At 70.8% G+C, this 24,139-nt stretch carries 20 protein-coding genes and 2 tRNA genes; 4 read left to right on the top strand and 18 right to left on the bottom strand.

What is annotated here, in order from left to right; genetic code table 11:
• Window positions 1-65: 65 nt before the first annotated feature.
• The 4 genes from ACZ4UU_RS13275 to leuS all read right to left on the bottom strand — a co-directional run bounded on the left by ACZ4UU_RS13275 (window position 66) and on the right by leuS (window position 6,157).
• Window positions 66-1,136, bottom strand: a complete 1,071-nt coding sequence (locus ACZ4UU_RS13275) for a ComEA family DNA-binding protein (protein ID WP_468039422.1) — start codon at window positions 1,134-1,136, stop codon at window positions 66-68.
• A 164-nt stretch (window positions 1,137-1,300) separates the two neighbouring features.
• Window positions 1,301-2,146 (bottom strand): DegV family protein, encoded by an 846-nt coding sequence (locus ACZ4UU_RS13280; RefSeq protein ID WP_468039424.1) that lies wholly within the window; start codon window positions 2,144-2,146, stop codon window positions 1,301-1,303.
• 93 nt (window positions 2,147-2,239) lie between these two features.
• Window positions 2,240-3,025, bottom strand: a complete 786-nt coding sequence (locus ACZ4UU_RS13285; RefSeq protein ID WP_468039425.1) for a hypothetical protein — start codon at window positions 3,023-3,025, stop codon at window positions 2,240-2,242.
• 249 nt (window positions 3,026-3,274) lie between these two features.
• Window positions 3,275-6,157 carry a leucine--tRNA ligase gene (gene leuS, locus ACZ4UU_RS13290; RefSeq protein ID WP_468039427.1) on the bottom strand — a complete coding sequence of 961 codons (2,883 nt, stop codon included), beginning with the start codon at window positions 6,155-6,157 and terminating at the stop codon, window positions 3,275-3,277.
• A 614-nt stretch (window positions 6,158-6,771) separates the two neighbouring features.
• Between leuS and ACZ4UU_RS13295 the strand changes: the two genes are divergently transcribed.
• Window positions 6,772-8,025 carry a ferric reductase-like transmembrane domain-containing protein gene (locus ACZ4UU_RS13295; RefSeq protein ID WP_468040183.1) on the top strand — a complete coding sequence of 418 codons (1,254 nt, stop codon included), beginning with the start codon at window positions 6,772-6,774 and terminating at the stop codon, window positions 8,023-8,025.
• The gene (locus tag ACZ4UU_RS13300; RefSeq protein WP_468039429.1) at window positions 8,022-9,635 is read left to right on the top strand and encodes an NADH-ubiquinone oxidoreductase-F iron-sulfur binding region domain-containing protein; all 1,614 of its coding nucleotides are present in this window, start codon (window positions 8,022-8,024) and stop codon (window positions 9,633-9,635) included. Before ACZ4UU_RS13295 ends, ACZ4UU_RS13300 begins: the two co-directional genes overlap by 4 nt.
• A gap of 136 nt (window positions 9,636-9,771) precedes the next feature.
• Here the strand turns inward: ACZ4UU_RS13300 and ACZ4UU_RS13305 are convergent.
• The 9 genes from ACZ4UU_RS13305 to ACZ4UU_RS13345 form a co-directional block, all read right to left on the bottom strand.
• Window positions 9,772-9,844, bottom strand: a tRNA-Ala gene (locus ACZ4UU_RS13305).
• A 274-nt stretch (window positions 9,845-10,118) separates the two neighbouring features.
• Window positions 10,119-10,352: a hypothetical protein gene (locus ACZ4UU_RS13310; RefSeq protein ID WP_003976229.1), complete on the bottom strand. Its 234-nt coding sequence runs from the start codon at window positions 10,350-10,352 to the stop codon at window positions 10,119-10,121.
• 506 nt (window positions 10,353-10,858) lie between these two features.
• A tRNA-Ala gene (locus ACZ4UU_RS13315) sits at window positions 10,859-10,931 on the bottom strand.
• Window positions 10,932-11,035: 104 nt separating this feature from the next.
• Window positions 11,036-11,701, bottom strand: a complete 666-nt coding sequence (locus ACZ4UU_RS13320) for a histidine phosphatase family protein (protein ID WP_468039431.1) — start codon at window positions 11,699-11,701, stop codon at window positions 11,036-11,038.
• Complete coding sequence (rsfS, locus tag ACZ4UU_RS13325; RefSeq protein ID WP_468039433.1) at window positions 11,698-12,144, bottom strand: ribosome silencing factor; 447 nt, start codon at window positions 12,142-12,144, stop codon at window positions 11,698-11,700. Before rsfS ends, ACZ4UU_RS13320 begins: the two co-directional genes overlap by 4 nt.
• Before the next feature lie 123 nt (window positions 12,145-12,267).
• On the bottom strand, window positions 12,268-13,986 hold the full coding sequence (locus tag ACZ4UU_RS13330) for a LytR C-terminal domain-containing protein (RefSeq protein ID WP_468039434.1): 1,719 nt from the start codon (window positions 13,984-13,986) through the stop codon (window positions 12,268-12,270).
• Window positions 13,987-14,012: 26 nt separating this feature from the next.
• On the bottom strand, window positions 14,013-14,651 hold the full coding sequence (gene nadD / locus ACZ4UU_RS13335) for a nicotinate-nucleotide adenylyltransferase (protein ID WP_217206366.1): 639 nt from the start codon (window positions 14,649-14,651) through the stop codon (window positions 14,013-14,015).
• A 49-nt stretch (window positions 14,652-14,700) separates the two neighbouring features.
• Complete coding sequence (locus ACZ4UU_RS13340; RefSeq protein ID WP_107119861.1) at window positions 14,701-14,865, bottom strand: hypothetical protein; 165 nt, start codon at window positions 14,863-14,865, stop codon at window positions 14,701-14,703.
• Window positions 14,866-14,996: 131 nt separating this feature from the next.
• On the bottom strand, window positions 14,997-15,158 hold the full coding sequence (locus ACZ4UU_RS13345; RefSeq protein ID WP_217206364.1) for a hypothetical protein: 162 nt from the start codon (window positions 15,156-15,158) through the stop codon (window positions 14,997-14,999).
• Window positions 15,159-15,304: 146 nt separating this feature from the next.
• Here ACZ4UU_RS13345 and ACZ4UU_RS13350 point away from each other — a divergent pair, with 146 nt between their 5' ends.
• Window positions 15,305-16,408: a M48 family metallopeptidase gene (locus tag ACZ4UU_RS13350; protein ID WP_468039437.1), complete on the top strand. Its 1,104-nt coding sequence runs from the start codon at window positions 15,305-15,307 to the stop codon at window positions 16,406-16,408.
• 228 nt (window positions 16,409-16,636) lie between these two features.
• Here the strand turns inward: ACZ4UU_RS13350 and ACZ4UU_RS13355 are convergent, their stop codons facing one another.
• The 5 genes from ACZ4UU_RS13355 to proB form a co-directional block, all read right to left on the bottom strand.
• Window positions 16,637-17,713 carry an SCO2583 family membrane protein gene (locus ACZ4UU_RS13355; RefSeq protein ID WP_468039439.1) on the bottom strand — a complete coding sequence of 359 codons (1,077 nt, stop codon included), beginning with the start codon at window positions 17,711-17,713 and terminating at the stop codon, window positions 16,637-16,639.
• Between the two features lie 122 nt (window positions 17,714-17,835).
• Window positions 17,836-18,411, bottom strand: a complete 576-nt coding sequence (locus tag ACZ4UU_RS13360) for an SCO2584 family spore wall biosynthesis protein (RefSeq protein ID WP_468039440.1) — start codon at window positions 18,409-18,411, stop codon at window positions 17,836-17,838.
• Between the two features lie 148 nt (window positions 18,412-18,559).
• The gene (locus ACZ4UU_RS13365; protein WP_468039442.1) at window positions 18,560-19,846 is read right to left on the bottom strand and encodes a glutamate-5-semialdehyde dehydrogenase; all 1,287 of its coding nucleotides are present in this window, start codon (window positions 19,844-19,846) and stop codon (window positions 18,560-18,562) included.
• Between the two features lie 82 nt (window positions 19,847-19,928).
• Window positions 19,929-20,384, bottom strand: a complete 456-nt coding sequence (locus ACZ4UU_RS13370) for a hypothetical protein (protein ID WP_468040185.1) — start codon at window positions 20,382-20,384, stop codon at window positions 19,929-19,931.
• A 287-nt stretch (window positions 20,385-20,671) separates the two neighbouring features.
• A complete protein-coding gene (proB, locus tag ACZ4UU_RS13375; protein ID WP_468039444.1) occupies window positions 20,672-21,799 on the bottom strand; it encodes a glutamate 5-kinase in 1,128 nt (375 codons plus the stop codon).
• Window positions 21,800-22,011: 212 nt separating this feature from the next.
• On the opposite strand from proB, the gene ACZ4UU_RS13380 reads away from it, so the two are divergent.
• Window positions 22,012-24,060 (top strand): hypothetical protein, encoded by a 2,049-nt coding sequence (locus tag ACZ4UU_RS13380; protein ID WP_468039446.1) that lies wholly within the window; start codon window positions 22,012-22,014, stop codon window positions 24,058-24,060.
• Window positions 24,061-24,139 lie beyond the last annotated feature (79 nt).

Genomic DNA, 24,139 nt, shown 5'->3' on the forward strand with positions numbered 1-24,139 from the left:
AACGTCGCGCCTGATGACCGTCCTAGCCGTCCCGGCCGTCCTGGCCGTCCCGGCCGTCCCGGCCCTCATGGCCGTACGAGATTTCGCAGATCGGCGAACCTGCGGTCGCCGATGCCATTGACCTCGCGCAGCTCGTCCACCGAGCGGAAGCCGCCGTGCTGGGTGCGGTAGTCGAGGATGTGCTGGGCCAGCACCGGGCCGACGCCCGGGAGGGTGTCGAGCTGGTCCACGGTGGCCGTGTTGAGGGAGACCGGTGTGGTGGGTGCCGCCCCGGTGACCGCCGAGGTGCCCGCGCCCGCACCGGCAGTGGTCCCGGGCACGGCGGCCGGGGCGCCGACGATCACCTGCTCGCCGTCCACCAGGAAGCGGGCCCGGTTGAGGCTGTCGGTGTTCGTGCCGGGACGCACCCCGCCGGCCACACGCAGCGCGTCGGCGACCCGCGAGCCGGCGGGCAGACGGTGAATACCGGGTTCGCGCACCTTGCCGCTGACGTCCACGACGATCTCGGGCGTGGACGTGCCCGCCGGCCCCGGAGCACCCGACGCACCCGTCCCGGTCTCCCCTCCCCGCTGTTCTCCGCCGTACGAGGTTGCCGCCCGCACGACCTCGGGCGCCCGTACGGACTGCGCCCGCCCGGCCCAGAAGTGCTGCACCGCGAATCCTGCGGCGAGGACGAGCACCACGGTGAGCGCGACCACGCTCCGCCGCTCCAGCCCACACCTCGCCTGCAACCACACCGGCATCCGCTCCCGCAAAGCCGCCCCGGCCCGCGACCGCCGGGCCGCCGCCCCGCCACCCACATCACCGGCAGAGCCCTCGACTCCGGCCCAGGTCCCGGCCCCGGCACCCGAGTCCGAGTCGGCACCGGCGTCCAACACCTCGGACCTCTCGGACCAGTCGGTGTGCCCACCGCTCCCACCCCCTGGCGGTCCCGCTCCCGACTCCCGCCACTCCTCGGCCCGTTCGGCGAAAATGACCTCCGCCCTGCGCCGCAACTCCGCTGCCGACGCTTGGTGCTGCCGCGCCCGCCCCCGGACTTGCATGCGTCGCCGGTGGCGGGCGCGGCTGTCGGAGTGGGGGCCGCGGCCCGGGCCGCTGGTCACCATCGTGGTACGTGTGCGTGATCGAAGTGCCATGCGACGAGGATCGGGCACCTCGCCCCACCTGCGATGATCTTGCTCAATTCCCGGGGATTACCGGCCAGTTGTGGAAAACCCCGCCACCCACACGAGTGGCTCCCCTCTCAGAGAAACCGTTCCCTGAGCGGCCGTCCCATGAGCAGCCGTCCGCTGAGCCCTCGTCACCGCGGTGAGACCACAACCCCCAACAACCCAGGCCCGGTATGCGCCCCGATCACCGCCCCCACCTCGCTCACATGCAGGTCGGCGAGCCCCGGGACCCGCGCCCGCAGGCGGTCCGCCAGGGCCGACGCCCGGTCGGGAGCGGCGAGATGGTGCACCGCGATGTCGACCTGCGCGCCGCCCGCCCGGTCGGCCGCGATCTCCTCCAGGCGCGCGATGGCCTTGGAAGCCGTGCGCACCTTCTCCAGCGGGCCGATCCGACCGCCCTCCAGCTGCAGCAGCGGCTTCACGGCGAGCGCCGAGCCCAGCAGGGCCTGCGCCGCGCCGATACGGCCGCCGCGGCGCAGATAGTCGAGGGTGTCGACGTAGAAGTAGGCGGCCGTGCTTCCGGCCCGCTTCTCGGCGGCCGTGACGGCCTCGTCCACCGTGCCGCCCGTCTCCGCCGCCTCGGCCGCGGCGAGCGCGCTGAACCCGAGCGCCATCGCGACCATCCCGGTGTCGACCACCCGCACCGGCACCGGCGCCTCGCGCGCCGCGAGGACCGCCGCGTCGTAGGTGCCGGACAACTCGGCGGACAGATGCAGGGAGACGATGCCGGTGGCGCCGGCCTCGGCGACCTTGCGGTAGTGCTCCGCGAAGACCTGCGGACTGGGGCGCGAGGTGGTGACGGGGCGTCGCTTCTGCAACGCCTGGGCGAGGGAACGGGTCGAGATCTCGGTGCCCTCGTCCAGCGCCTGACCGCCGACGACCACGGTCAGGGGTACTGCCGTGATGCCGTGGCGCTCCATCATCCGCGGCGGCAGGTAGGCCGTTGAATCGGTGACGATCGCGACATGGCGGGACATGAGCTGGAGGTTACCTGGCGTAGCGCCCGGGCGGCAGCCCGACCCCGCTCACCTGGAAATGCCTTGACCGGATCAACTCGCGTTCACCCGGGCTCAAGTCGTGCTTTCGGGGCGGGGTTTCTTCTGCCAGGGATAGCTCTGGCGAGGGCCGGGCGGGGTGATCGCGGGCCGCGTGGGCTCCTCGGCCCGCTGCGTCCGGGAGGTGTCCGACCAGGTCTGCTCGGGCGCCGGATCGGCCTGCGCGGCGGGGGCCTCCGGCCACGGGGGCGGGGGCGTCGCGGAAGGGGTCGATGCGGAAGGGGTCGAGGACGACGAGGAAGACGGCGTGGTCTCCTCCGTCTGCCAGTGCCGCAGGGCGCCCGTCTCCACGTCGATCTGGGCGCTGAGGGTGTCCAGGTCGTCCTCGGCGAAGCGGCGGGCCCGGTCGCGGGCGGCCCAGCGCAGCGAGTCGGCGGCATGGACGATGCGCTCGGTGCGTTCGCGCAGGTCGGGCAGCCGCTCGGCGAGCGTGGCGCGGTCCGGCTCGGACTCCAGGCGCCGCAGTTCGGCGTCCAGTTCGTGCCCGTGCGCGCTGAGGCGGTGGAAGAGACCGAGGGACTCCTTGAGGGACTCGTCCTCGGCCACGCCCGCGTGCAGCGCATCCTGGGTGGCCCGCATGGAGGTGCGCAGCTTCAGCCGCAGCTGGGCGAGCTCGCCGGCCGGGCCGGGCTGGGCGAAGGACTTGGCCCGCAGGGTGTGGTCCTCGACCGTGCGCCGGGCGTGGGTGATGGTGTCGTCGACGCGGCGTTTGGCGGCGCCGACCACCTTGACCGTGGCGTAGGCGCCCAGCACGACGAAGAGCACGACCAGCAGGGCCACGACTGCGATCGCTGCTTCCACGAACTCCTCCTCCGGCCGGTCGCGGCACACACCGCGTCGCTCTTCAACGGTAAACGCAGCGGGCAGGCCCGGAGTTCCAGCAGAACCCCGAACCTGCCCGTAGGGGATCACCCCGAGCGAAGATCAGGCCGAGCCGAAGGCCGAGGTCATGACGCCCCCGACCGGCCCACCGCACGCACGGCTGTCCAGCAGGGCCCACCGCAAGCACGGCTGGTCAGCACGGCACGCCGGCCTCCACCTCCCGCAGACCTACGCCGGAACGATGTTCACCAGCTTCGGCGCCCGCACGATCACCTTCCGGATCCCGGCGCCGTCCAGTGCCGCCACGACCTTCTCGTCGGACAGGGCGACCTTCTCCAGGTCCTCCTCCGAGATGGCGGGCGAGACCTCCAGGCGGGCCTTGACCTTGCCCTTGATCTGCACGACGCAGGTCACGGTCTCGTCCACGACGTAGGCCGGGTCGGCGACCGGGAAGTCCTGGTGCACCACCGAGTCCTGGTGGCCCAGCTTGCGCCACAGCTCCTCGGCGACGTGCGGGGCCAGCGGCGCGACCATCAGCACCAGCGCCTCGGCGACGGAGCGCGGCACCGCCCCGCCGGCCTTGGTCAGGTGGTTGTTCAGCTCGGTGACCTTGGCGATGGCGGTGTTGAACCGCATGCCCTCCAGGTCGCCGCGCACCCCGTCGATCGCCTTGTGCAGGGCACGCAGCGTGTCCTCGTCGGGCTCGGCGTCCACCACCGTCACGGCACCGGTCGTCTCGTCGACGACGTTGCGCCACAGCCGCTGCAGCAGCCGGAACTGGCCGACCACCGCGCGCGTGTCCCACGGCCGGGAGACGTCCAGGGGGCCCATCGCCATCTCGTACAGCCGCAGCGTGTCCGCGCCGTACTCGGCGGCGATCTCGTCCGGGGTGACCGCGTTCTTCAGGGACTTGCCCATCTTGCCCAGCAGCCGGGAGACCTTCTCGCCCTGGTAGTAGTACGCGCCGTCGCGCTCCTCCACCTCGGCGGCCGGTACCGCGATGCCACGGCTGTCACGGTAGACGTAGGCCTGGATCATGCCCTGGTTGAACAGCTTGTGGAACGGCTCTGCGGAGGAGACGTGGCCCAGGTCGAACAGGACCTTGGACCAGAAGCGCGCGTACAGCAGGTGCAGCACGGCGTGCTCGGCGCCGCCGACGTACAGGTCGACGCCGCCGTGCGGCTGGCCCTCGCGCGGGCCCATCCAGTACTGCTCGATCTCGGGGTCGACCAACTGCTCGCCGTTGTGCGGGTCCAGGTAGCGCAGCTCGTACCAGCAGGAACCGGCCCAGTTGGGCATGGTGTTGGTCTCACGCCGGTAGCGCTTCGGTCCGTCGCCCAGGTCCAGGGTGACGTTGACCCACTCCTCGTTGCGCGACAGCGGCGTCTCGGGCTCGGTGTCGGCGTCGTCCGGGTCGAAGGTGCGCGGGCTGTAGTCCTCGACCTCGGGCAGCTCCAGCGGCAGCATCGACTCGGGCAGGGCGTGGGCGATGCCGTCCTCGTCGTAGACGATCGGGAAGGGCTCGCCCCAGTAGCGCTGACGGCTGAACAGCCAGTCGCGCAGCCGGAAGTTGACCGTGCCCTCGCCGACGCCGGACCGCTCCAGCCACTCGGTGATGCGCACCTTGGCCTCGGCGACGCCCAGGCCGTCCAGGGTGATGTCGTCGTTGGCGGAGTTGATGATCTTCGCGTCGTACGACGAGAAGGCGTCCTCCCACGTGGAGGTGTCCGTGCCACGGCCGTCGGTCGGCTCGACGATGCAGACGATCGGCAGCTCGAAGGCGCGCGCGAACTCGAAGTCACGCTGGTCGCCGCAGGGTACGGCCATGATCGCGCCGGTGCCGTAGCCCATCAGGACGTAGTCGGCGATGAAGACGGGGACCTTCTCGCCGTTGACCGGGTTGGTCGCGTACGAGCCGATGAAGACGCCGGTCTTGTCCTTGGCCTCGGCCTGGCGCTCGACGTCGGACTTGGAGGCGGCCTGCGCGCGGTAGGCGGCGACGGCCTCGGCCGGGGTCGCGTGGCCGCCGGTCCACACGTCATGCGTGCCCTCGGGCCAGGCGTCCGGGGTGAACTTCTCGACCAGCGGGTGCTCCGGCGCCAGCACCATGTAGCTCGCGCCGAACAGGGTGTCGGGGCGCGTGGTGAAGACGGTGATGCGCTCGCCGTCGATCGGGAAGTCGACGCGGGCGCCCTCGGAGCGGCCGATCCAGTTGCGCTGCTGCAGCTTGATGGCCTCGGGCCAGTCCAGCTCGGCCAGATCGTCCAGCAGCCGGTCGGCGTACGCGGTGATGCGCATGTTCCACTGGCGCAGCTTGGCCTTGAAGACCGGGTAGTTGCCCCGCTCGGAGCGGCCGTCGGCCGTGACCTCCTCGTTGGCCAGGACGGTGCCCAGGCCGGGGCACCAGTTGACCGGCGCGTCCGAGGCGTACGCCAGGCGGTACCCGCCCAGGACGTCGGCGCGCTCGGCGGCGCTCAGCTCGCTCCACGCGCGCGTGCCGCCGTCGGAACCGGGTACGGCGCGCTCACCGGACTCGAACCGAGCGATCAGCTCGGAGATCGGGCGGGCCTTCTTCGCCTCGTCGTCGTACCAGGAGTTGAAGATCTGCAGGAAGATCCACTGGGTCCACTTGTAGTAGTCCGGGTCGATCGTGGCGAACGACCGGCGCTTGTCGTGGCCCAGGCCCAGCCGGCGCAGCTGGACCTTCATGTTCTCGATGTTGGCCTCGGTGGAGACACGCGGGTGCGTGCCGGTCTGCACGGCGTACTGCTCGGCGGGCAGGCCGAAGGCGTCGAAGCCCAGGGTGTGCAGGACGTTGTGGCCGGTCATGCGCTGGAAGCGCGCGAAGACGTCGGTGGCGATGTAGCCCAGGGGATGGCCGACGTGCAGGCCCGCACCGGAGGGGTACGGGAACATGTCCATGATGAACTTCTTGGGCTTGGCGACCAGCTCGGGGTCGCCCGCCAGGTCACCCTTGGGGTTCGGCGCCGCATAGGTGCCCTCGGCGTCCCAGAAATCCTGCCAGCGTGCCTCGATGTCGGCCGCCATGGCGGCCGTGTAGCGGTGCGGCGCTGCCACCTCGGCGGTGGCAGCGGGGTTCGTCTCGCTCATGATCCTCAAAGCTCCATCGATCGTCTCTGCCGGCGGCTGCGGTTCTCTGGAAACGAAAAATCCCCTCGCACAGGAGGGGACGCCGCGCCGATTCCGACCATCCGATTCGCCCGGTGGTCGGGAATGATCAGCGCGGCCCGCTAAGCAGAAGGCGTACGGCACGCATGGCGTCAGGGTACCGCAGCGCCCGAGCGGGTCGCGACGGGCTTCCGGCGGGGCGCGCGACAGGGGTCACGAGAGGGCTCACGCCTGAACAACCGCGCCGCCTGCTGCGTACCTGAGAGTTGTGAAGACCTCGAAAAGCTGAACAACGTTCAATTGTTACCTGGCGTAACAGTCACTAAGGGGCATCATCAGCCCCTCGCCGTCCCTGGACAACAACCCAATAGCTCAAACGCCGTACCCATCGGTATGGAGCCACTTAGAGTGCGGCAGCGGGACCGCCTTCCCGAACCGTTCGGAGTTGCCCCCATGAACCCTCGTCCTCACAGCAGCCCGCCCCCCAGGACGGATCTCCCGACCCGGGGGGCGTCGGTCGCTGACACTCGGTCGCCCATACCCCTCGTCGCGCTTTCGGGAGGTATGCCGTGACGACGGATCCGAACGACAGCACGATGGACGACACGTTCCTGGAGTTCCTCAACTTCGGCGCCGGCGTACTGTCCCTCGTCTGCCTGACCTGCTCGGTGATCTGGGGCCTGATCGCCCAGGACCGTATGATCCTCGACACCCGGCAGCGGATCATCGCCCAGGCCATCCACCGGGTGACCGCGGTGGCCTCGATCGCGTTCCTCGTCGTGCACATCATCACGAAACTGGCACTGGAGCACACCAGCTGGATCGCCGCGGTGATCCCCTTCGGGCTGCTCATCTCGGGCGGGGACGAGGTCACCGGCACGGCATTCCTGATCGGCCTCGGCACCCTGGCCGCCATGCTCATGATCTTCGTCGGCATCACCGGCGTGCTGCGCAATCGCTTCGCCTCCCCGGCGCCGGTCGCCGCCCGCTGGCGCGCGATGCACATGCTGGCCTACCCGGCCTGGTGCGCGGCGCTGGTCCACGGCCTGTTCGCCGGCCGCCCGGCGAAGACGTTCTTCATGGTCTGCTACGAACTCTGCGTGGTCGCCGTCGCCGCGGCCCTCGCACTGCGCGCCGCCCCGCGCCCCGTCAAGCGCAAGTTCGCCGACCGGGTCGCCCAGTTCATCGGCCGCGACGAGTCCGCGGGCCGCGAGGACCTGGAGGAGAGCCGCGCCAGGGCGTCGTCCGGGTCGGCGCTGCCCGGCTACGAGAGCCGGCGCCCGGCGCGGGGCTCGCGCGGTGAGCGGCCCGCACGCGACGAGCGCCCGGGCCCGCTGCCCGGGATGCCCTCCCAGGCGCCCGCGTCGGCGGAGTCCACGGGCGGCTTCGCCGCCGCCTACCGCGCCGTCTCACCCCGCTCCCGCGGGCAGCAGCAGCCCTACGCGGCCGACCAGACCGCCCGTATGGACCTGCCCCTGGACATGCAGCCGACGGAGGCGATCCCCCGCGTCGACGGCGGCGGCAGCACCTCGGGCAGCTGGCCGATCCCGTCCCCGCCGCCCGTGGGCGAGGCGCCTCCGTCGTCCTACGACCCGCTCAACGACACGGGATACAACATCCCCGTCTACGGCAATTCGGGCACCCAGGGCTATGACTCGGGCGCCGCGGGCTACGGGTCGAGTGATGTGTACGACACCGCTGAGACAAACGCCGTCTTCGGTACGTACAACCAGAACGACACGTACAACAACAGCGGTCCCGCCACTGAAACACTGCCCGGTGCGTCCTACGACTTCGATGCACCGGGTTCGGGCGAACCTTGGAACACGCCTTCCGGAGGCTTTAAGTGAACGAGGCCCTGCCCGACGTACCCGAAGTCCGCGTGGTCGGTCTTCCCCAGCTCACGTCGGGCTTCGACCTTGTCGAGAGACTCGATCTGCCCATGCATCTGAAGGTGCACGGGCCGCTCGAACCGATGGGTGGCGAGCAGCTCGCGAAGCTCGCCGAGAACATCAATCTGAAGGGCCGCGGCGGCGCGGGCTTCCCCTTCCACAAGAAGCTGCGCTCGGTCGCGGAGGCCGCGATCAAGCGCGGCGTTCGGCCGGTCGTGGTCGTCAACGGCAGCGAGGACGAACCGGCCTGCCGCAAGGACACGGTGATGATCAACCGTGCCCCGCACCTCATCCTGGACGGCGCGCTGCTGTGTGCCGAAGCCCTGGGTGCCCGCACGCTCGTGGTGGGGGTCACCCGGGAATCGACCCAGCGCTCCATGGAGGCCGCCCTCGCCGAACGCGGCCTCAGCAACAGCCGCCGCTCCGCTCTACGCGCGTGGGTGCAGCGCAACCCGGTCCGCATGGTCACCGGCGCCGCCGCCTCCCTGATCCGCTCGATCGACGGCGGCCCGGCGATCCCGCCCGGCCGCAAGGTCAGCGCCTCGCAGAACGGCGTCGGCGGCGCCCCGACCCTGCTCTCCAACGCCGAGACGTTCGCCCAGCTCGCGATCGCCGCCCGCATCGGCCCGGAGCGCTACGGCAACACCGGCCTGTACGACGAGCCGGGCACCGTCATGCTCACCGTCTCCGGCGCGGTGGCCCGCCCGATGGTGATCGAGGTCCCCACGGGTGTACCGCTGCGTTACGTCCTCCAGCTCGCCGGCGCCCCGCCCGTCCCGCAGGGCGTGCTGACCGGCGGCTACCACGGCAAGTGGATCGACGCGGCGACGGTCAACGAGGCGATCGTCTCCCGCAACTCCCTGGACGCGGTGGGCGGCGCGCTCGGCGCCGGCGCGATCCTGCCGATCACTCAGGAGACGTGCCCGCTGGGCGAGTCGCTGCGCGTCGCGCAGTGGCTGGCGGAGGAGAGCGCGGGTCAGTGCGGCCCCTGCTACCTCGGCCTGCCGGCCGCCGCGCGCGGCATGGAGGACATCCTCAACGGCGGCGGTCCGGCCGCCCTGGAGGCGCTCAAGCAGGTCGCCAAGAACGTGAAACGGCGCGGCGCGTGCTCGCACCCGGACGGCTCCGCCATGTTCCTGGAGTCGACCATCAAGGCGTTCACCGACGACCTGGCGGCCCATGTCCTCGGCAACGGCTGCGGACGGCCCGTGGAGGGCGTTCTGCCGCTCTTCGAGGGCGGCAGGGCCCCGTCGGGCATCCCGGGCGGTGGCGAGTCGGAGGAGAACGGCCCCAGCCGTCAGAAGATCTACGTCGACTGGACGCTGTGCCGCGGCCACGGCCTGTGCGCGGACATCCTCCCGGAGGTCTTCCAACTGGGCGCCGACGGCTTCCCGACCGTCGCCCAGGCGAAGGTCCCGCGTTACGCCGAGGCCAAGGCCCTGCGCGCGGTACGCCGTTGCCCCGCGCTCGCCCTGCGCATCGAGGAGGACACCCGCGCGGGGGACTCCTCCCGCAACAACCTGCCGGTCCTCTCCCAGGGCCGCGGAAGGCGCGCGCTGGGCCGCTGAAGCCCGGCACGCACGCGTAGAGGGGCCGTCCGATCCGGACGGCCCCTCGTTCGTTCCCCAACCGCCCCTGGAGCCAGCGGTGTTCGGGCACGAAAAAGATCCCGCCGGATCGAACTGATCCGGCGGGATCTCACTGTGGAGCTAAGGAGAATTGAACTCCTGACCTCCTGCATGCCATGCAGGCGCTCTACCAACTGAGCTATAGCCCCTTGCTTGGTCCGCCCGGTTTCCCCGGCGGCGACGCCAACATTACCGGGCGATCCGGTGCAGCACCAAATCGTTTCCACCCGGTGTCGATACGCACGCAAATGTCGGATTCCGTGACCGTGATCGCGGCGACCGGAGTCCACCGCCGCGCACCGGCCGCCCTGGGCGCCTGGCACTGGTGGCTCGTCGTATGCACCGTGGATGCCCCCACGACTCTGGACGGCACGAACTGCACCAGAACGGCATCGAGTTGCTTCCGGAACCCCGGCGGGGGGCTCAAGCCGTGACGAAGGAATAGAAACGCTTGAGCGTGCAGTGCTCTTCGAGGAGACGGCCGTAGATCGGTTCGCCCTCGAGTTCACGGTAGGTCTCGATCGGGTCGCCTTTTATGATCAGCGCCCGCGCGCATTCCTCGCACCAGTACTGGTAATCGGGGTTCACCGGTTCCATGTCTCGGACGATCGGCGTTCCGCTGCCGCACCAGTCGCACTTTCGCCTGTGTGCACCCATCGATCAGCTCCAGCTGTGGCCGCAGGCCGTGCACACGTAGGAAATTCCGCCGTTGTCGCCAAGCAGCTGGGCGACATGGACGGAGCCGCAGGAAGGGCAGCTGAGGCGCGTGATCGTATCCCGTGTCAAAGCTGCTTCGAGGAGGCCACCGACCTCCTCGAGGATGCTCGCAGGCATCACTACTCCCTCCCGTCGGGCCGCGCTCCCTTCCGGCCGTTTGATTCTGCCACGGCCGGACCAATACGGTCAGCGACGCCTCAGTACCAGTCCGGACACGGCAGCCTTCGCCGCCGTACGGACCGTGCGGACCCGCACCCCAAAGCGCCTCATGAGAGGTATACGCCTGGCGGGGCCCGAGTGACTCAAGCCGGATCCGAACAGTTCGGCGAAGGCCGGAGCCGTGCGCGAACCGGACACACCGACCCGGCCGTTGATCCGGGCGCCCGCCGTGGATACCAGAAGATCCCGCCGATCGAAGCGATCGGCGGGATCTTGTTGTCTCGCTGTGGAGCTAAGGAGAATTGAACTCCTGACCTCCTGCATGCCATGCAGGCGCTCTACCAACTGAGCTATAGCCCCCTGGTCCCACGCGGCGGAGCCGCATGGTGTTTCGCCCCGCTCGGCGGGGCGAACAAGAAGAACTTTAGCCTGCGACCTGCCAGAAAGTGAAATCCGGGCCGGCGTCAGTCGTCGTCGCCGAGGACCGGCTCCGGCAGGGTGCCGGCATTGTGCTCCAGCAGACGCCAGCCGCGGGCGCCCTCGCCGAGGACGGACCAGCAGCAGTTGGACAGGCCACCGAGACTCTCCCAGGACCGGGGCTCCAGTCCGATGAGGCGGCCGATGGTCGTACGGATCGTGCCGCCGTGGCTGACCACGACGAGCGTGCCGGCGTCGGGGAGCTTCTCGGCATGCCGGAGCACCACGGGGGCGGCGCGGTCGGCGACCTCGGTCTCCAGTTCACCGCCACCGCGGCGCACCGGCTCGCCGCGCTTCCAGGCCGCGTACTCCTCGCCGTACCGCTCGATGATCTCCTCGTGCGTCAGCCCCTGCCAGGCGCCCGCGTAGGTCTCGCGCAGGGCCTCGTCGTACGTCACCTCCAGGGCGGTGAGCGCGGCCAGCTCGGCGGCCGTGCCGGCGGCGCGCTGGAGGTCGGAGGCGATGATCGCGTCCGGCTTGAGGCCGGCGAGGAGGCGGGCGGCGCGGCGGGCCTGGGCGAGGCCGGCCTCGGTGAGCGCGACGTCCGTGGTGCCCTGGAAGCGGCGCTCCACGTTCCACGAGGTCTGGCCGTGCCGCCACAGGATGACGCGGCGGCCGGGCCTGACCGTGGGGACCTCGTCGGTGGTGCTCATCGCCACTCACCGCCCAGCTCGGCCGCCTCCTCGGCTGCCTGGTGCTTGGCGTGCTCCGCGGCCTTGCCGCGGGTGGCCTTGGCGTCCTCGGGCAGGTCGAGCTCGGGGCAGTCCTTCCACAGCCGCTCCAGGGCGTAGAAGACGCGCTCCTCGCTGTGCTGGACGTGGACGACGATGTCGACGTAGTCGAGCAGCACCCAGCGGGCCTCGCGGTCGCCCTCGCGGCGCACCGGCTTGGCGCCGAGCTCCTTCTGGAGCCGCTCCTCGATCTCGTCGACGATCGACTTGACCTGGCGGTCGTTGGGCGCGGAGGCCAGCAGGAAGGCGTCCGTGATCGACAGGACGTCGCTGACGTCGTAGGCGATGATGTCGTGCGCGAGCTTGTCGGCGGCGGCCTGGGCGGCGGTGTTGACGAGCTCGAGGGAACGGTCGGTAGCGGTCACTACAAGGCTTTCGGTCGGCGGACACTTGGCTTTACTCGACCTCAAGGGTCTCACGGACCGGTGACAACACCCCACGTGATTACCGGATCACGTGGGGTGGCCTGCGGTTTTGTGCGGCTTCGGTTACGAGGACGACGGCTTGTAGTCCTGGCCGAGCACCACCGAGACATCCGCGTTCCCGGACACTTCGCCCTTCGTGACCGCGTCGGCGGACAGTCCGAGGGTCTTGGCGACCTCGGTGGCGTCGGCCTTGTCGGCGGCGTCTGCGTAGACGACCTCGGACGTGCCCTCGGCGGACGCGGTGCCGCCCTCCAGGAAGGTGAAGCCGCCGTTCAGCAGCACCACGCGGGCCTTCTCGGTGTTGTCCTTGACGCCGGTGGCATTACGGATGGACACGCGGACCGCGGCGTCCTTGTCGGGGCTCTTGGCGGTGCCGCCGAGGACGTCCTTGACGACGGAGGAGCTGGCCTGGGCGCTCAGTGTGCCGTCGGTCTGGACGGGCAGCATGGCCGTCCTGTAGTCGCCGCCCTTGGCGAGCTCGGCGAGCTTGGCGAGGAAGGCGCCGAGGTCCTTGTCGGTCAAGGGCGGCTCGATGATCATGCCCAGCGTCTGCACGGTGACTGTGGCGCCCTGGGTGTCCGAGGTCAGCTTGCGCAGCGTGGCCTGCATGACCTGCCCGAACCGCTCCAGCTGCGCGTTCTGCGTCTCGCCCGAGCCCTGGTAGGTGGCGTAGGCGACGGCCATCTTGCCGCTGAGGGTCTGGGCCTTGCCCTTGCGCACGAGGGGCGCGCTGCCCTTGGCCTCGGCGTCCGGGTCCGGCACGTCGGCGTTGGTGTCGACCTCGATGTTGCCGACCAGGTCGACGAGGTTCTGCAGATACGGGGTGTCCAGGCGCCAGGTGCCCTGGATCTCGGTGCCGAGGACCGTGTCGATGGCGTCGCGCGTCCCGGAGGACCCGTCGTCGTCGACCGACTTGGCCAGCGTGGTCGTCCCGTCGTCGCCGGTCAGGGCGAGGGAGTTCGGCAGCAGGACGGTGGTGCCCTGGTTGGTGGTGGTGTTGTCGACGAGCAGCGCCGTGGAGGTGCCGCCCTTCTTGGTGTTGTGCAGATGGACGACGATCACGTCACGCTTCTGGGCGCCCACGGCCGTCGCCGTGCCCTCCTTGCTGTCGCTCGACGACAGACCGGGCAGCTTCCCGGCGTACCAGAGGTAGCCGACGCCGCCTGCCGCGGCGACCGCCAGGACGACCACGAGCGCGATCACACGCGCGCGTGCCCGTCGCCGGGCCTCCTCGCGGCGCTCGGTGCGGTTCTCGGTGAACTTCAGCCAGTCGATGACGTCCTCGGAGTCACCGTCGGGTTCCTCGACGAACGCGAACTGCTCGGTGTGGTACTCCCGGTCGTCCCGGTCGCCCCGTTCCTGCGGCTGCGGCTGCGATTCCTCGACCGGGCCGGCCTGCTGCGGGATGTAGGCCGTCTGCTCGGCGACCCGGTGCTGCTGTCCGCTGGTGGCGGTTCGGCCGTACGGGTCGTACGGCGGCGAGTGCGCGCCGGCCTGCTGGGGGTGCGTGCCGGTGCCGTACGGGTCGTAGGACGGCGTGGGCGGCTGACGGCCGGTGTCGCCGGTCCCGTAGGGGTCGTACGGCGGGACCGGCTGCTGCCGGCCGGTCGCGTACGGGTCGTATCCGTAGCCCTGCTGTGCGTACGGGTCGTACTGGTGCTGGGGTGGCTGCTGCTGGGCCGGGATCTGCCGGTAGACCGGCTGCCCGTACTCGTCGTAGCCGACGAGTTCGTACTGGTCGGCCTCGTATCCCGCGGCCCCCGCGTCGTATCGGTCGTTCACCGGTCGCCCCTCTCGGCTCACTCGCCTCACTCGCCGCGGTACAGCTCGCGCTTGTCGATGTAGCGCACGACTCCGTCCGGCACCAGATACCAGATGGGGTCGCCCTTTGCGACTCTCGCGCGGCAATCGGTGGACGAGATGGCCAGAGCGGGAACCTCGACCAACGACACGCCGCCCTCCGGGAGCCCGGCGTCGGTGAGGTCGTGGCCGGGCCGGGTGACCCCGATGAAGTGCGCGAGGGAGAACAGCTCCTCCGAGTCCCGCCAGGTCAGGATCTGGCCCAGGGCGTCGGCGCCGGTGATGAAGAAGAGGTCGGTGTCGGGGTTGAGCGCGCGTAGATCACGCAGGGTGTCGACGGTGTACGTCGGGCCGCCGCGGTCGATGTCGATGCGGCTGACGGAGAACTGCGGGTTCTCGGCCGTGGCGATGACCGTCATCAGATAGCGGTCCTCGGCCGGGGAGACGTGCCGGTGGCTCTTCTGCCACGGCTGGCCGGTGGGCACGAACACGACCTCGTCGAGGTGGAACTGCGCGGCGACCTCGCTGGCCGCGACGAGGTGGCCGTGGTGGATCGGGTCAAACGTTCCGCCCATGACGCCGAGGCGGCGCTTGCCGGGGTTCGACGGGCCGTTTCCGGGGCCGGTAGGCATGTCCTGCTCTCCCATGCGTGCAGACCCTACCGGCCCCGCCTGAGGGCCCAGGCCTGTCCGTGACTCAGCGGTCGCGGTTGAAGCGGGTGGTGATCCACAGCAGGAGCAGCAGGATGACGAAGGCGCCACCCCCGGTGAGCCACGGGCTGATGCTGTTGTGGTTGCCGCCGTGCTCCTCGCCCTCGGCGGCGAGGGTGACCAACTGGGCAGCGGCGCTGTGGAAGCTCATCTTCGGCGTGACCTATCGGGTGTGGGCGGGATAAAGACGTCGGCCCATCGTAAGCGGGCGCCCTGACGGCGATCACGCCGACTCCACCGTTGGAGCGCCTGCGACGGCCCGCGGGGAACCTTCCGGGGGGCTCAGTCGTCCTTCCGCCTGTAGCCCCGCAACAGGAACCACGCGGTCAGCACACAGCCCACGACCATCACGATCAGCACCACCCGGAGCAGATTTCCCGCCCCCTGCTGCTCGGCCGCGCTCGCGGCCTCGGTGAGCCAGGCGGCCGGGGGGTTGTGCTCCATGACGCGGAACTCCTTCGCTGTAGTGCCCGTCCAAGGTAACTCCGCTTAGGCTGGGCTCTGCTTCGGGGGCGCAAAGGGCGGAACAAGGCTCTGCAAAGGGCCGCAGAGAGCCGTAGAGAGCCATCCAGACGCACATGGGGGAAGACATGTCCGACGGCCACGAGCAGCACGGGCACGAGAACGTGCCGAGCAGGCAGCGCAGGCGTTTCCCGGGGATCTCCTCGCGTGCGTACGAACACCCGGCGGACCGCTCGGCGCTGGTGGCCCTGCGCAAGCTCAGCGGCTTCGACACCGTCTTCAAGGCCCTGAGCGGCCTGCTGCCCGAGCGCAGTCTCCGGCTGCTGTTCCTGTCCGACTCGGTCCGGGTCTCGGACCAGCAGTTCGCGCACCTCAACGACATGCTGCGGGACGCCTGTTACATCCTGGACCTGGAGAAGGTCCCGCCGATGTACGTCAACCAGGACCCGGTGCCGAACGCGATGTGCATCGGCCTGGACGAGCCGATCATCGTGGTCACCACGGGGCTGCTGGAGCTGCTCGACGAGGAGGAGATGCGGGCGGTGGTGGGCCACGAGGTGGGCCACGCCCTCTCCGGCCACTCGGTCTACCGCACGATCCTCCTCTTCCTCACCAGCCTCGCCGTCCGGGTCGCCTGGATCCCGCTGGGGAACATCGCGATCATGGCGATCGTGACGGCGCTGCGGGAGTGGTTCCGCAAGTCGGAGCTGTCCGCCGACCGGGCGGGCCTGCTCGTCGGCCAGGACCTCACCGCCTCGATGCGCGGCCTGATGAAGCTCGCCGGCGGCCACCATCTGCACGAGATGAACGTGGACGCGTTCCTGAAGCAGGCCGAGGAGTACGAGGCGGGCGGCGACCTGCGCGACTCCGTCCTGAAGATCCTGAACGTCCTGCCCCGCTCCCACCCCTTCACCACGGTCCGCGCGGCCGAGCTGAAGAAGTGGGCCGAGTCCCGCGACCACCAGCGGATCATGGACGGCCACTACCCGCGCCGCTCGGAGGACAAGGACACCTCGGTCACGGACTCCTTCCGCGAGTCGGCCTCCCACTACGCCACCCATGTGAAGTCCTCCAAGGACCCCCTGATGAAGCTGGTCACGGATATCGCAGGCGGTGCGGGAGACCTGGGCGGCCGGGTACGGCGGGGTTTCGGTGGCTTCACGGGTACGGGCCCCAGGGAGGAGCCGCGCCGGGACGACGGCGAGCGGGACGACACGGGGGACAACGCCTGACGGCCACCTGTGGCTTGCGCGGCGGGTTCCTCGCCCCCGCCGCCCCTACCCGTCCCGTCCCTGGGGGCTGCGCCCCCAGACCCCCGCTTCGGCCCTGAAGGGGCCTCGTCCTCAAACGCCGGACGGGCTGAACAACCCAGCCCCTCCGGCGTTTGAGGAGCGGGGTCTGGGGCGGAGCCCCAGAAGGATGGGACGGGTAGGGGCGGCGGGGGCGAGGAAACCGCCGGCTCACACCTTCGGCTGCGACCCCACCGCCAACGACCCGCACAGCGCCGTCGCCCCACCCGTGGCATACGGATCCGTCCCCGCCGGTCCTCCCTCCTTGGCCGTCTGCCCAGCCAGCAGCGGATGCAGCCGGTTCGTAGAGTCCTCGGCGCAGGACAGCGGTCCCGCCTGGACGTAGGAGACGACCAGCTGGGTCTGGCGCAGCCGCAGGTCCTCACGGTCGAAACGGAAGTGCAGCTCCCGCCGCACGGTGAACAGCGAGGCCTCCGCCGCCTTCTCCCCCGCTTCCGCCGCCCGCAACGCGTACACGAACGTGTGATCTGCGGTGACCTCCAGCGTCGCGGAGTCCGTCTCCGCCGCCTGGAGTGTGCCCTGCACCCGGATCCTGCGGTCGGCCAGCTCGGCCTGGGAGGCGTCGAAGCGAACCAGCCAGCCGGTCGGCGCATGCCGCCCGTCCGCGGCCGGATGCCCGAAGCTCTGGTCGAACTGGTCCAGTTGGTCGGGGTCCAGCAGCACCCGGACCGGGCGGATCTGGTCGCCGGTCAGCACCTCCGGATACAGCGCGGAGCGCACGATGTAGTCCTTCGCGATACTCAGCGCGTTCGTCACCTGACTGTCCGAGAAGTGCGCGGTGCGTCGCGCGGCCGGCAGCGGGATGCCCTCCGCGCCGATGCGGAACTGGGCGGCGGGACTGCGCGCGTACAGGTACTCCGGGTCGGTGGCCCCGGGTACCTTGCCCTGCGGGGCGAGCGGGATGACGGTCATGCGCAGCGGCTCGGCGGGCGGCCCTGAGTTCGCGGGGGTCTGGTAGGGGTGCCGTACACCCATGTAGATCGCCGTACCGAAGGCCACGGCGATCAGCAGGACCAGGACCAGCGCCTGCCGGGACAGGCCCCTGCGCATGGGTGCCCGGCGGCGTACGGCGGGCGCGTGGTCGGCCAGGCGCTCCTGCGCGGAGAACTCCTGGAGGTGGGCAGCACGCACGAACGACTCGTCGAAAACGACGGATCGGTACTCGTCCTCGCCACCTCCGGGGCCGCCCTCGGGTGTCCCCTCAGGTGGGTCTCCTGGCCCTCCCATATCTTCAGGGTAGGTCGCCGGAAGGTCAGGTAAACGCCCTGGTACACGACAAGTTCTGACAGGTTCTCACCAGGACGGGAAGGCTGCCCTCCGTAGTGCTCAGGCCCTAGATCGGGTTCCGGTCAGGGCGTGCGCGGTGTCGCCGAGGCGGCCGGCTGGGAGTAGTCGGCGGACGCCGAGGGCGACGCTTCCCTGCCCTGTTCGAGGCCCGTGGAGGTCGGCGGCGGAACCTGGTCCCGGCTGTTCGAGGAAGCGCCCCGGTAGACCGCCGTGAAGGCCAGCGCGACCATGCCGATGCCCATGACGAGGGCGAGCATCCAGGCGACGGGACGGTGCCAGCGGACCTGTTTGCCGTACGTCCCGGGGGCGCCGTAACGATCTTCGAGGATGTCCGGGTCGTCCAGGTCGTCCAGCTCGGGGTCATGGCCGAAAGCGGTGCGGCCGTCGGGGCCGTACCCCTCGTCGTACCGCTCGCCCCGGCCGTGCGCCCGGCGGGCCTCCGCTTCGGAGGCCTCCGCTCTGGCCTGGGCGGCGGCAAGGAGGCGCTCCACGGCGGTCGGCTCGTGCACCACGGCCGCCTGCACGAAGGCCTCGTCGAAGACCACGGAGGCGAACTCTTCGTCCGACACCCCGCGGTCGTGGTCGTCGTCGGGCTCCCAGCCGTCAGGGAACGGCGTGCCCCCCACGTCCTCCGGCACGGATCCAGAGTAGTCCTGGGGGGTCATTTTGGGCAGACGGTATGGAAATTCGTCCGGCTGGCGAGACGCCTCGCGTGCGTTGCGCGCCGAACGGCGCGCTGACGCGCCCCCTGTCAGCAGGGACGCGCCCCCGGGCGCGGGGGATTGCTCAGCGCCGTACGTGCCCGTCCCCGGTGACGATGTACTTGGTGCTGGTCAGCTCGGGCAGCCCCATCGGCCCTCGGGCGTGCAGCTTCTGCGTGGAGATGCCGATCTCCGCGCCGAAGCCGAACTGGCCGCCGTCGGTGAAACGGGTGGAGGCGTTCACGGCGACCGTCGTGGAGTCGACCAGCTGGGTGAAGCGGCGGGCGGCCTGCTGCGAGGTGGTGACGATGGCCTCGGTGTGACCGGAGGTCCACAGCCGGATGTGCTCGACGGCCTTGTCCAGGGAGTCCACGACCGCGGCGGCGATGTCGTACGACAGGTACTCGGTCTCCCAGTCCTCCGCCGTGGCCTCGACGACGGTCGCCTTGGAGTCCTTGGCGTACGCCAGCACCCTTTCGTCGGCGTGCACGGTCACCCCGGCCTCGGCGAGGGCGTCCAGGGCGCGCGGCAGGAACTCGGGGGCGATGTCCTGGTGGACCAGGAGGGTCTCGGCTGCGTTGCAGACGCTGACGCGCTGGGCCTTGGAGTTGATCAGGATCTCGATCGCCATGTCGAGGTCGGCGTGGGCGTCGACGTAGACATGGCAGTTGCCGGTGCCGGTCTCGATCACCGGGACGATGGACTCGGTGACGACGGTCTGGATGAGCGAGGCGCCGCCGCGCGGGATCAGCACGTCGACCAGGCCACGGGCCCGCATCAGCTCGCGCACGCTCTCCCGGCTCTCCCCCGGCACCAGCTGCACGGCGTCGGCGGGCAGCCCGGCCCCGCCCACGGCGTCGCGGATCACCCGGACGAGTGCCGAGTTCGACTCGTACGCCGAGGCCGAGCCGCGCAGCAGCACGGCGTTGCCGGACTTCAGGCAGAGGGCGGCGGCGTCCACGGTGACGTTCGGGCGGGCCTCGTAGATGATCCCGACGACGCCCAGCGGGACGCGGACCTGGCGCAGGTCGATGCCGTTGGGGAGGGTGGAACCGCGGACGACCTCGCCGACCGGGTCGGGCAGCGCGACGACGTCCCGCACGTCGGAGGCGATGGCCCGCACGCGCTCCGGGGTCAGCGTCAGCCGGTCGATGATCGCCTCGCTGGTGCCGGCCTCCCGGGCCTTGGCGATGTCCCGGGCGTTGGCCTCGACGATTTCGCTCGTACGGACCTCCAGCGCGTCCGCGATGGCGAGCAGCGCGTCGTCCTTCTCGGCCCGCGGCAGCGGGGCGAGGTCGGCGGCGGCGGACTTGGCGCGGTAGGCGGCCCGGTTGACCGGGGACATGGAGTCGTACGGCGAGAGCGTGGTCATGAAAGAAGGGTAGTGCGACTGCGAGGCCGGTTCAGCGCTCGTTCCAAACCCCGAGACAGCACCACAGGTCACCCAAGGCCGGTCAATAGGGATGTACTCCCACCGGGCTCGCCGGTGGTAGCCCGTACCCCTCCGCGATCCGCTGGTGGTAGGTCTCGCGGTCGATGACCTCCAGGCCGACGATCTCCCAGGGCGGCAGCCCCGCGCTCTGCCGGTGCTCGCCCCACAGCCGCAGGGCGACGGCGGCCGCGTCGTGCAGGTCGCGGGCCTCTTCCCAGTAGCGGATCTCGGCGTGGTCGTTCGCGTACCGGCTGGTCAGCAGAAAGGGGTGGTCATGGGCGAGCTGTTCGAGGGCGCGCCGCACCTCCTTCAGCGGGGCCTCCCGGCCGGAGACGCTGAGGGTGACGTGCCACAGGCGGGGCAGGTCCTTGGGCTCCTCGTACCGGTCCCCGGCCGCGACGCTCGTCAAGGCACGCTCCTCACCGGCCGCGCGGGACGAGGCCCCACCGGCACTGCGGGACGCCGTCCCAGGGCGCACTCGTCTCACGACGGCCTCCTTTACGCAGTGACCGACTCGGTGGTCGTGCGGAATGTCCCTGGGACAAAGTTGAGCAGGCCGCACGGGCTCGCGGGGCGGTTTTGCGGAACGTCCACCTCAGGGCGACGTTTGAAGCGGGGCGTTCCCCCCGTTTTCGGCCGGGGGTCCGGGGGTTGGCCCCCGGGGCGATGCAGCGCGGAACGTCCACCTCAGGGCGACGTTTGAAGCGGAGTGTTCCCCCGTTTTCGGCTGAAGGACGTCGGGCGGGTGCCGGCTCACCGAGGTGGCTACGGCTCCAGGATCACCAGGTCGTCCCGGTGTACGACCTCGCGCTCGTACTCCGCGCCCAGCTCCCGCGCCAGCTCCCGCGTCGAACGGCCGAGCAGTTGCGGAATCTCCTTGGCGTCGAAGTTGACGAGCCCGCGTGCGACGGCGCGCCCGGCGGTGTCCCGCAGTTCGACGGGGTCACCCGCGCTGAAGTCGCCCTCGACGGCGGCGATGCCGGCCGGCAGCAGCGACTTGCGGCGTTCGACGACCGCCCGGACCGCGCCGTCGTCCAGCGTCAGCGAGCCCTGCGGGGTCGACGCGTGCTGGAGCCAGAGCAGGCGGTCGGCGGAGCGCTTGCCGGTGGCGTGGAAGTAGGTGCCGGTGTCGCCGCCGTGCAGCGCCTCGGCCGCGTGGATCGCGCTGGTCAGGACCACGGGGATGCCGGCGGCGGCCGCGATCCGGGCCGCCTCGACCTTGGTGACCATGCCGCCGGTGCCGACTCCGGCCTTGCCCGCGCTGCCGATGTCGACGTGGGCGAGGTCCTCCGGGCCGCGCACCTGAGCTATCCGCGAGGTTCCCGGCTTGCTGGGGTCGCCGTCGTACACGCCGTCCACGTCGGACAGCAGGACCAGCAGGTCGGCGCGGACGAGGTGGGCGACGAGGGCGGCGAGGCGGTCGTTGTCGCCGAAGCGGATCTCGTCGGTGGCGACGGTGTCGTTCTCGTTGACGATCGGGAAGGCGCCCATCGCGAGCAGCTTGTCGAGGGTGCGCGAGGCGTTGCGGTGGTGGGCACGGCGGCTCATGTCGTCGCTGGTCAGCAGCACCTGGCCGACGCGGACGCCGTGCCGGGCGAAGGACGCGGTGTAGCGGGCGACGAGCAGGCCCTGGCCGACGCTGGCGGCGGCCTGCTGGCGGGCCAGGTCCTTGGGGCGGCGGCGCAGGCCCAGCGGGGCGAGTCCGGCCGCGATGGCGCCGGAGGAGACGAGGACGACCTCCTTCTCCCCTCCGCTGCGGCTCTTGGCGAGGACGTCGACGAGCGCGTCCACGCGGTCGGCGTCCAGTCCGCCGGACGCGGTGGTCAGCGACGAGGAGCCCACCTTGACGACGATCCTGCGGGCCTCGCGCACACCCTGCCTTGCCCCTGCCACCTGTGCTCTTTCCCCTCGCGTCCATCCGGTTGCCTGCTCGGCAATCTACGCGAAGTGGATCGTTCGGCGCGCGGGGATTCCAGCCCCCGGACAGGCCGGCGGCGACCATCCGCGCTCATCCCTGGACCCCCGGGACACATGCGTGTCGTCTGCATGCCGCCGCGCGTTAACCCGGGCGCACGACGTCCCGCGCCGACCTTGGAGTGACCGCGTTGCCCGTACCCCTGTCCCGCATCCCGGCCAGAGCATTCGTCACGGCTCTCCTGGCCGCCGCCTTCTGCGCCCAGGTCGTGGCGGCGCTGCGCCCGCACGTCCCGCTGCTGCTCGCCTCGACGGTCGTGTCCCTGGCCGTCGAGGGCGTGCTGTACCGCTGGCACCGCGGCGTACTGTCGGTGTTCGCCAAGTCTCACGCGGACATCACCGTGCGGCATGTGCTGCGGGACCTGCTGCTGGTCGTGGCGCTGCTGCGGCTCGGTGAGCAGCAGCGGGAGACGCTGTACACGCCGCTCGTCGCCGGGCTTCTCGCCTTCTACGCCCTGCACTGCGCGATCCAGGCGGTCTCGGTGCTGGTCCGCCGCACCCGCACGCTGCCGGTGGTCACCCGCAACATCGACGCCTCCGCCCTGCGCCTGTCCGCCGCCCCGTCGGTCCTGCTGCGTCGCCCCGCCCACCGGCTGCTGGCCTTCGGCCTGCCGGCCACGGCGGGCCTGCTGGCCACGGCGGCCACTGACGATCCGCGCTGCGGGGCCCTCGGCATCGCGCTGTCCCTGGGGCTCGCCCTCCTCGGCCTGTACGACCTTCTCGTACGGCTGCTGCCGAGCCGTCGCCCGGCGAGCGAGCGGGAGGCGCTGGAGTGGCTGGACGCCTGGCTGGCGGAGTACCGGCCGACGGCCGGGCTGTACTTCTCCGGCGGCGCGTCCTCGGCGTACCAGGCGAACATGTGGCTGGAGCCGCTGGCGAAGCTGGACGGCCGGCCGCTGATCGTGCTGCGCGAACGGTTCATGGTGCAGAGGATCGCGCCGACCGACGTCCCGATCCTCTGCCTGCCGAAGGTCTCCACGCTGATGCGCCTGGAGGAGTCCACCCTCCAGGTCCTCATCCACCCCTCGAACTCCGGCAAGACCTCGCAGGTCCTGCGCATCCCCACGCTCAAGCACACGTTCGTCAACCACGGGGAGAGCGACAAGCTGTCGTCCTGCAACCCGTACGCGAAGGCCTACGACGAGGTGTGGGTGGCCGGTCCGGCGGCGCGCGAGCGGTACGCGCTGGCGGACGTGGGCGTCGAGGACGACGACGTGGTGGAGATCGGCCGACCTCAGCTCGACGAGGTGCGGCCGTACGCCGGGCCGCCCACCGGCGCGTACATCACCGTGCTGTACGCGCCCACCTGGGAGGGCTGGGACGGCAACCCTGGCAATACGTCGGTGATTGCGGCCGGCGAGAACCTGGTGCGGGCCCTGCTCTCCGAGCCGCATGTGCGACTGCTGTACAAGCCGCACCCGCTGACCGGTTCGGTGGATCCCCGGGCGGGCGCGGCCGACTCGCGTATCCGGGAGCTGATCCGGGTGGCGAACCGGGGACGGTGCGGGCCGCGCCCCGCTCCCTCGGCGGAACTCTCCCGTCTCACCGTCGAGTTGGACCGGCTCACCACGTCCACGTTCCGGTCGAGCGCCGACCATGTCGAGCGGATGCTGGCGCAGTCGGCTCCCGAACCCGGCCGCGCTGAGGCGGTGGCGCGGACGACGGCTGCCTGGGAGGAGGCCTACTGGGCGTCGCTCCCGGAGGGGGAGCACCAGATCGTCACGGACGTCCGGCCGGCGCTGTACTCCTGCTTCAACGTCGCCGACCTGCTGATCAGTGACGTGTCAAGCGTGATCAGCGACTTCCTGGCGAGTGGGAAGCCGTATGCCGTGGCGAATACGAGCGGATTGTCCGAGGCGGCGTTCCGCGCGGCGTTCCCCACGGTGGCCGCGGCGACGGTGCTGGCACCGGACGCGGCGGGGGTGCCGGCGCTGCTGGAGTCGGTGCGCGATCCGGAGAAGGACGATCTGGTCGAGGCACGAGCGGAGTTGAAGCTGCGCCTCCTGGGTCCGGCGGAGCCGACGTCACAAGAGCGCTTCGAGGCGGCGGTCGGGGCGTTGTGCTCGGCCGCGAGGGACCACCGGGCACGGATGGCGGGGCACCTTCCGCCGGAGCTTCCTGATCAGCGGCAGGGGGATGTGCCGGACGCCGTGGCTTCGGGGGCGGATGTGCCGCGGTGACGAGGCCGGGGTGAGGCGGAGGCGCAGCCGGACGGCAAGGCCGAGGGAATCCTCTCGCCAAAGCGTCACCACTTGCACC

The sequence above is a fragment of the Streptomyces sp. NPDC028907 genome (genome assembly GCF_055564995.1).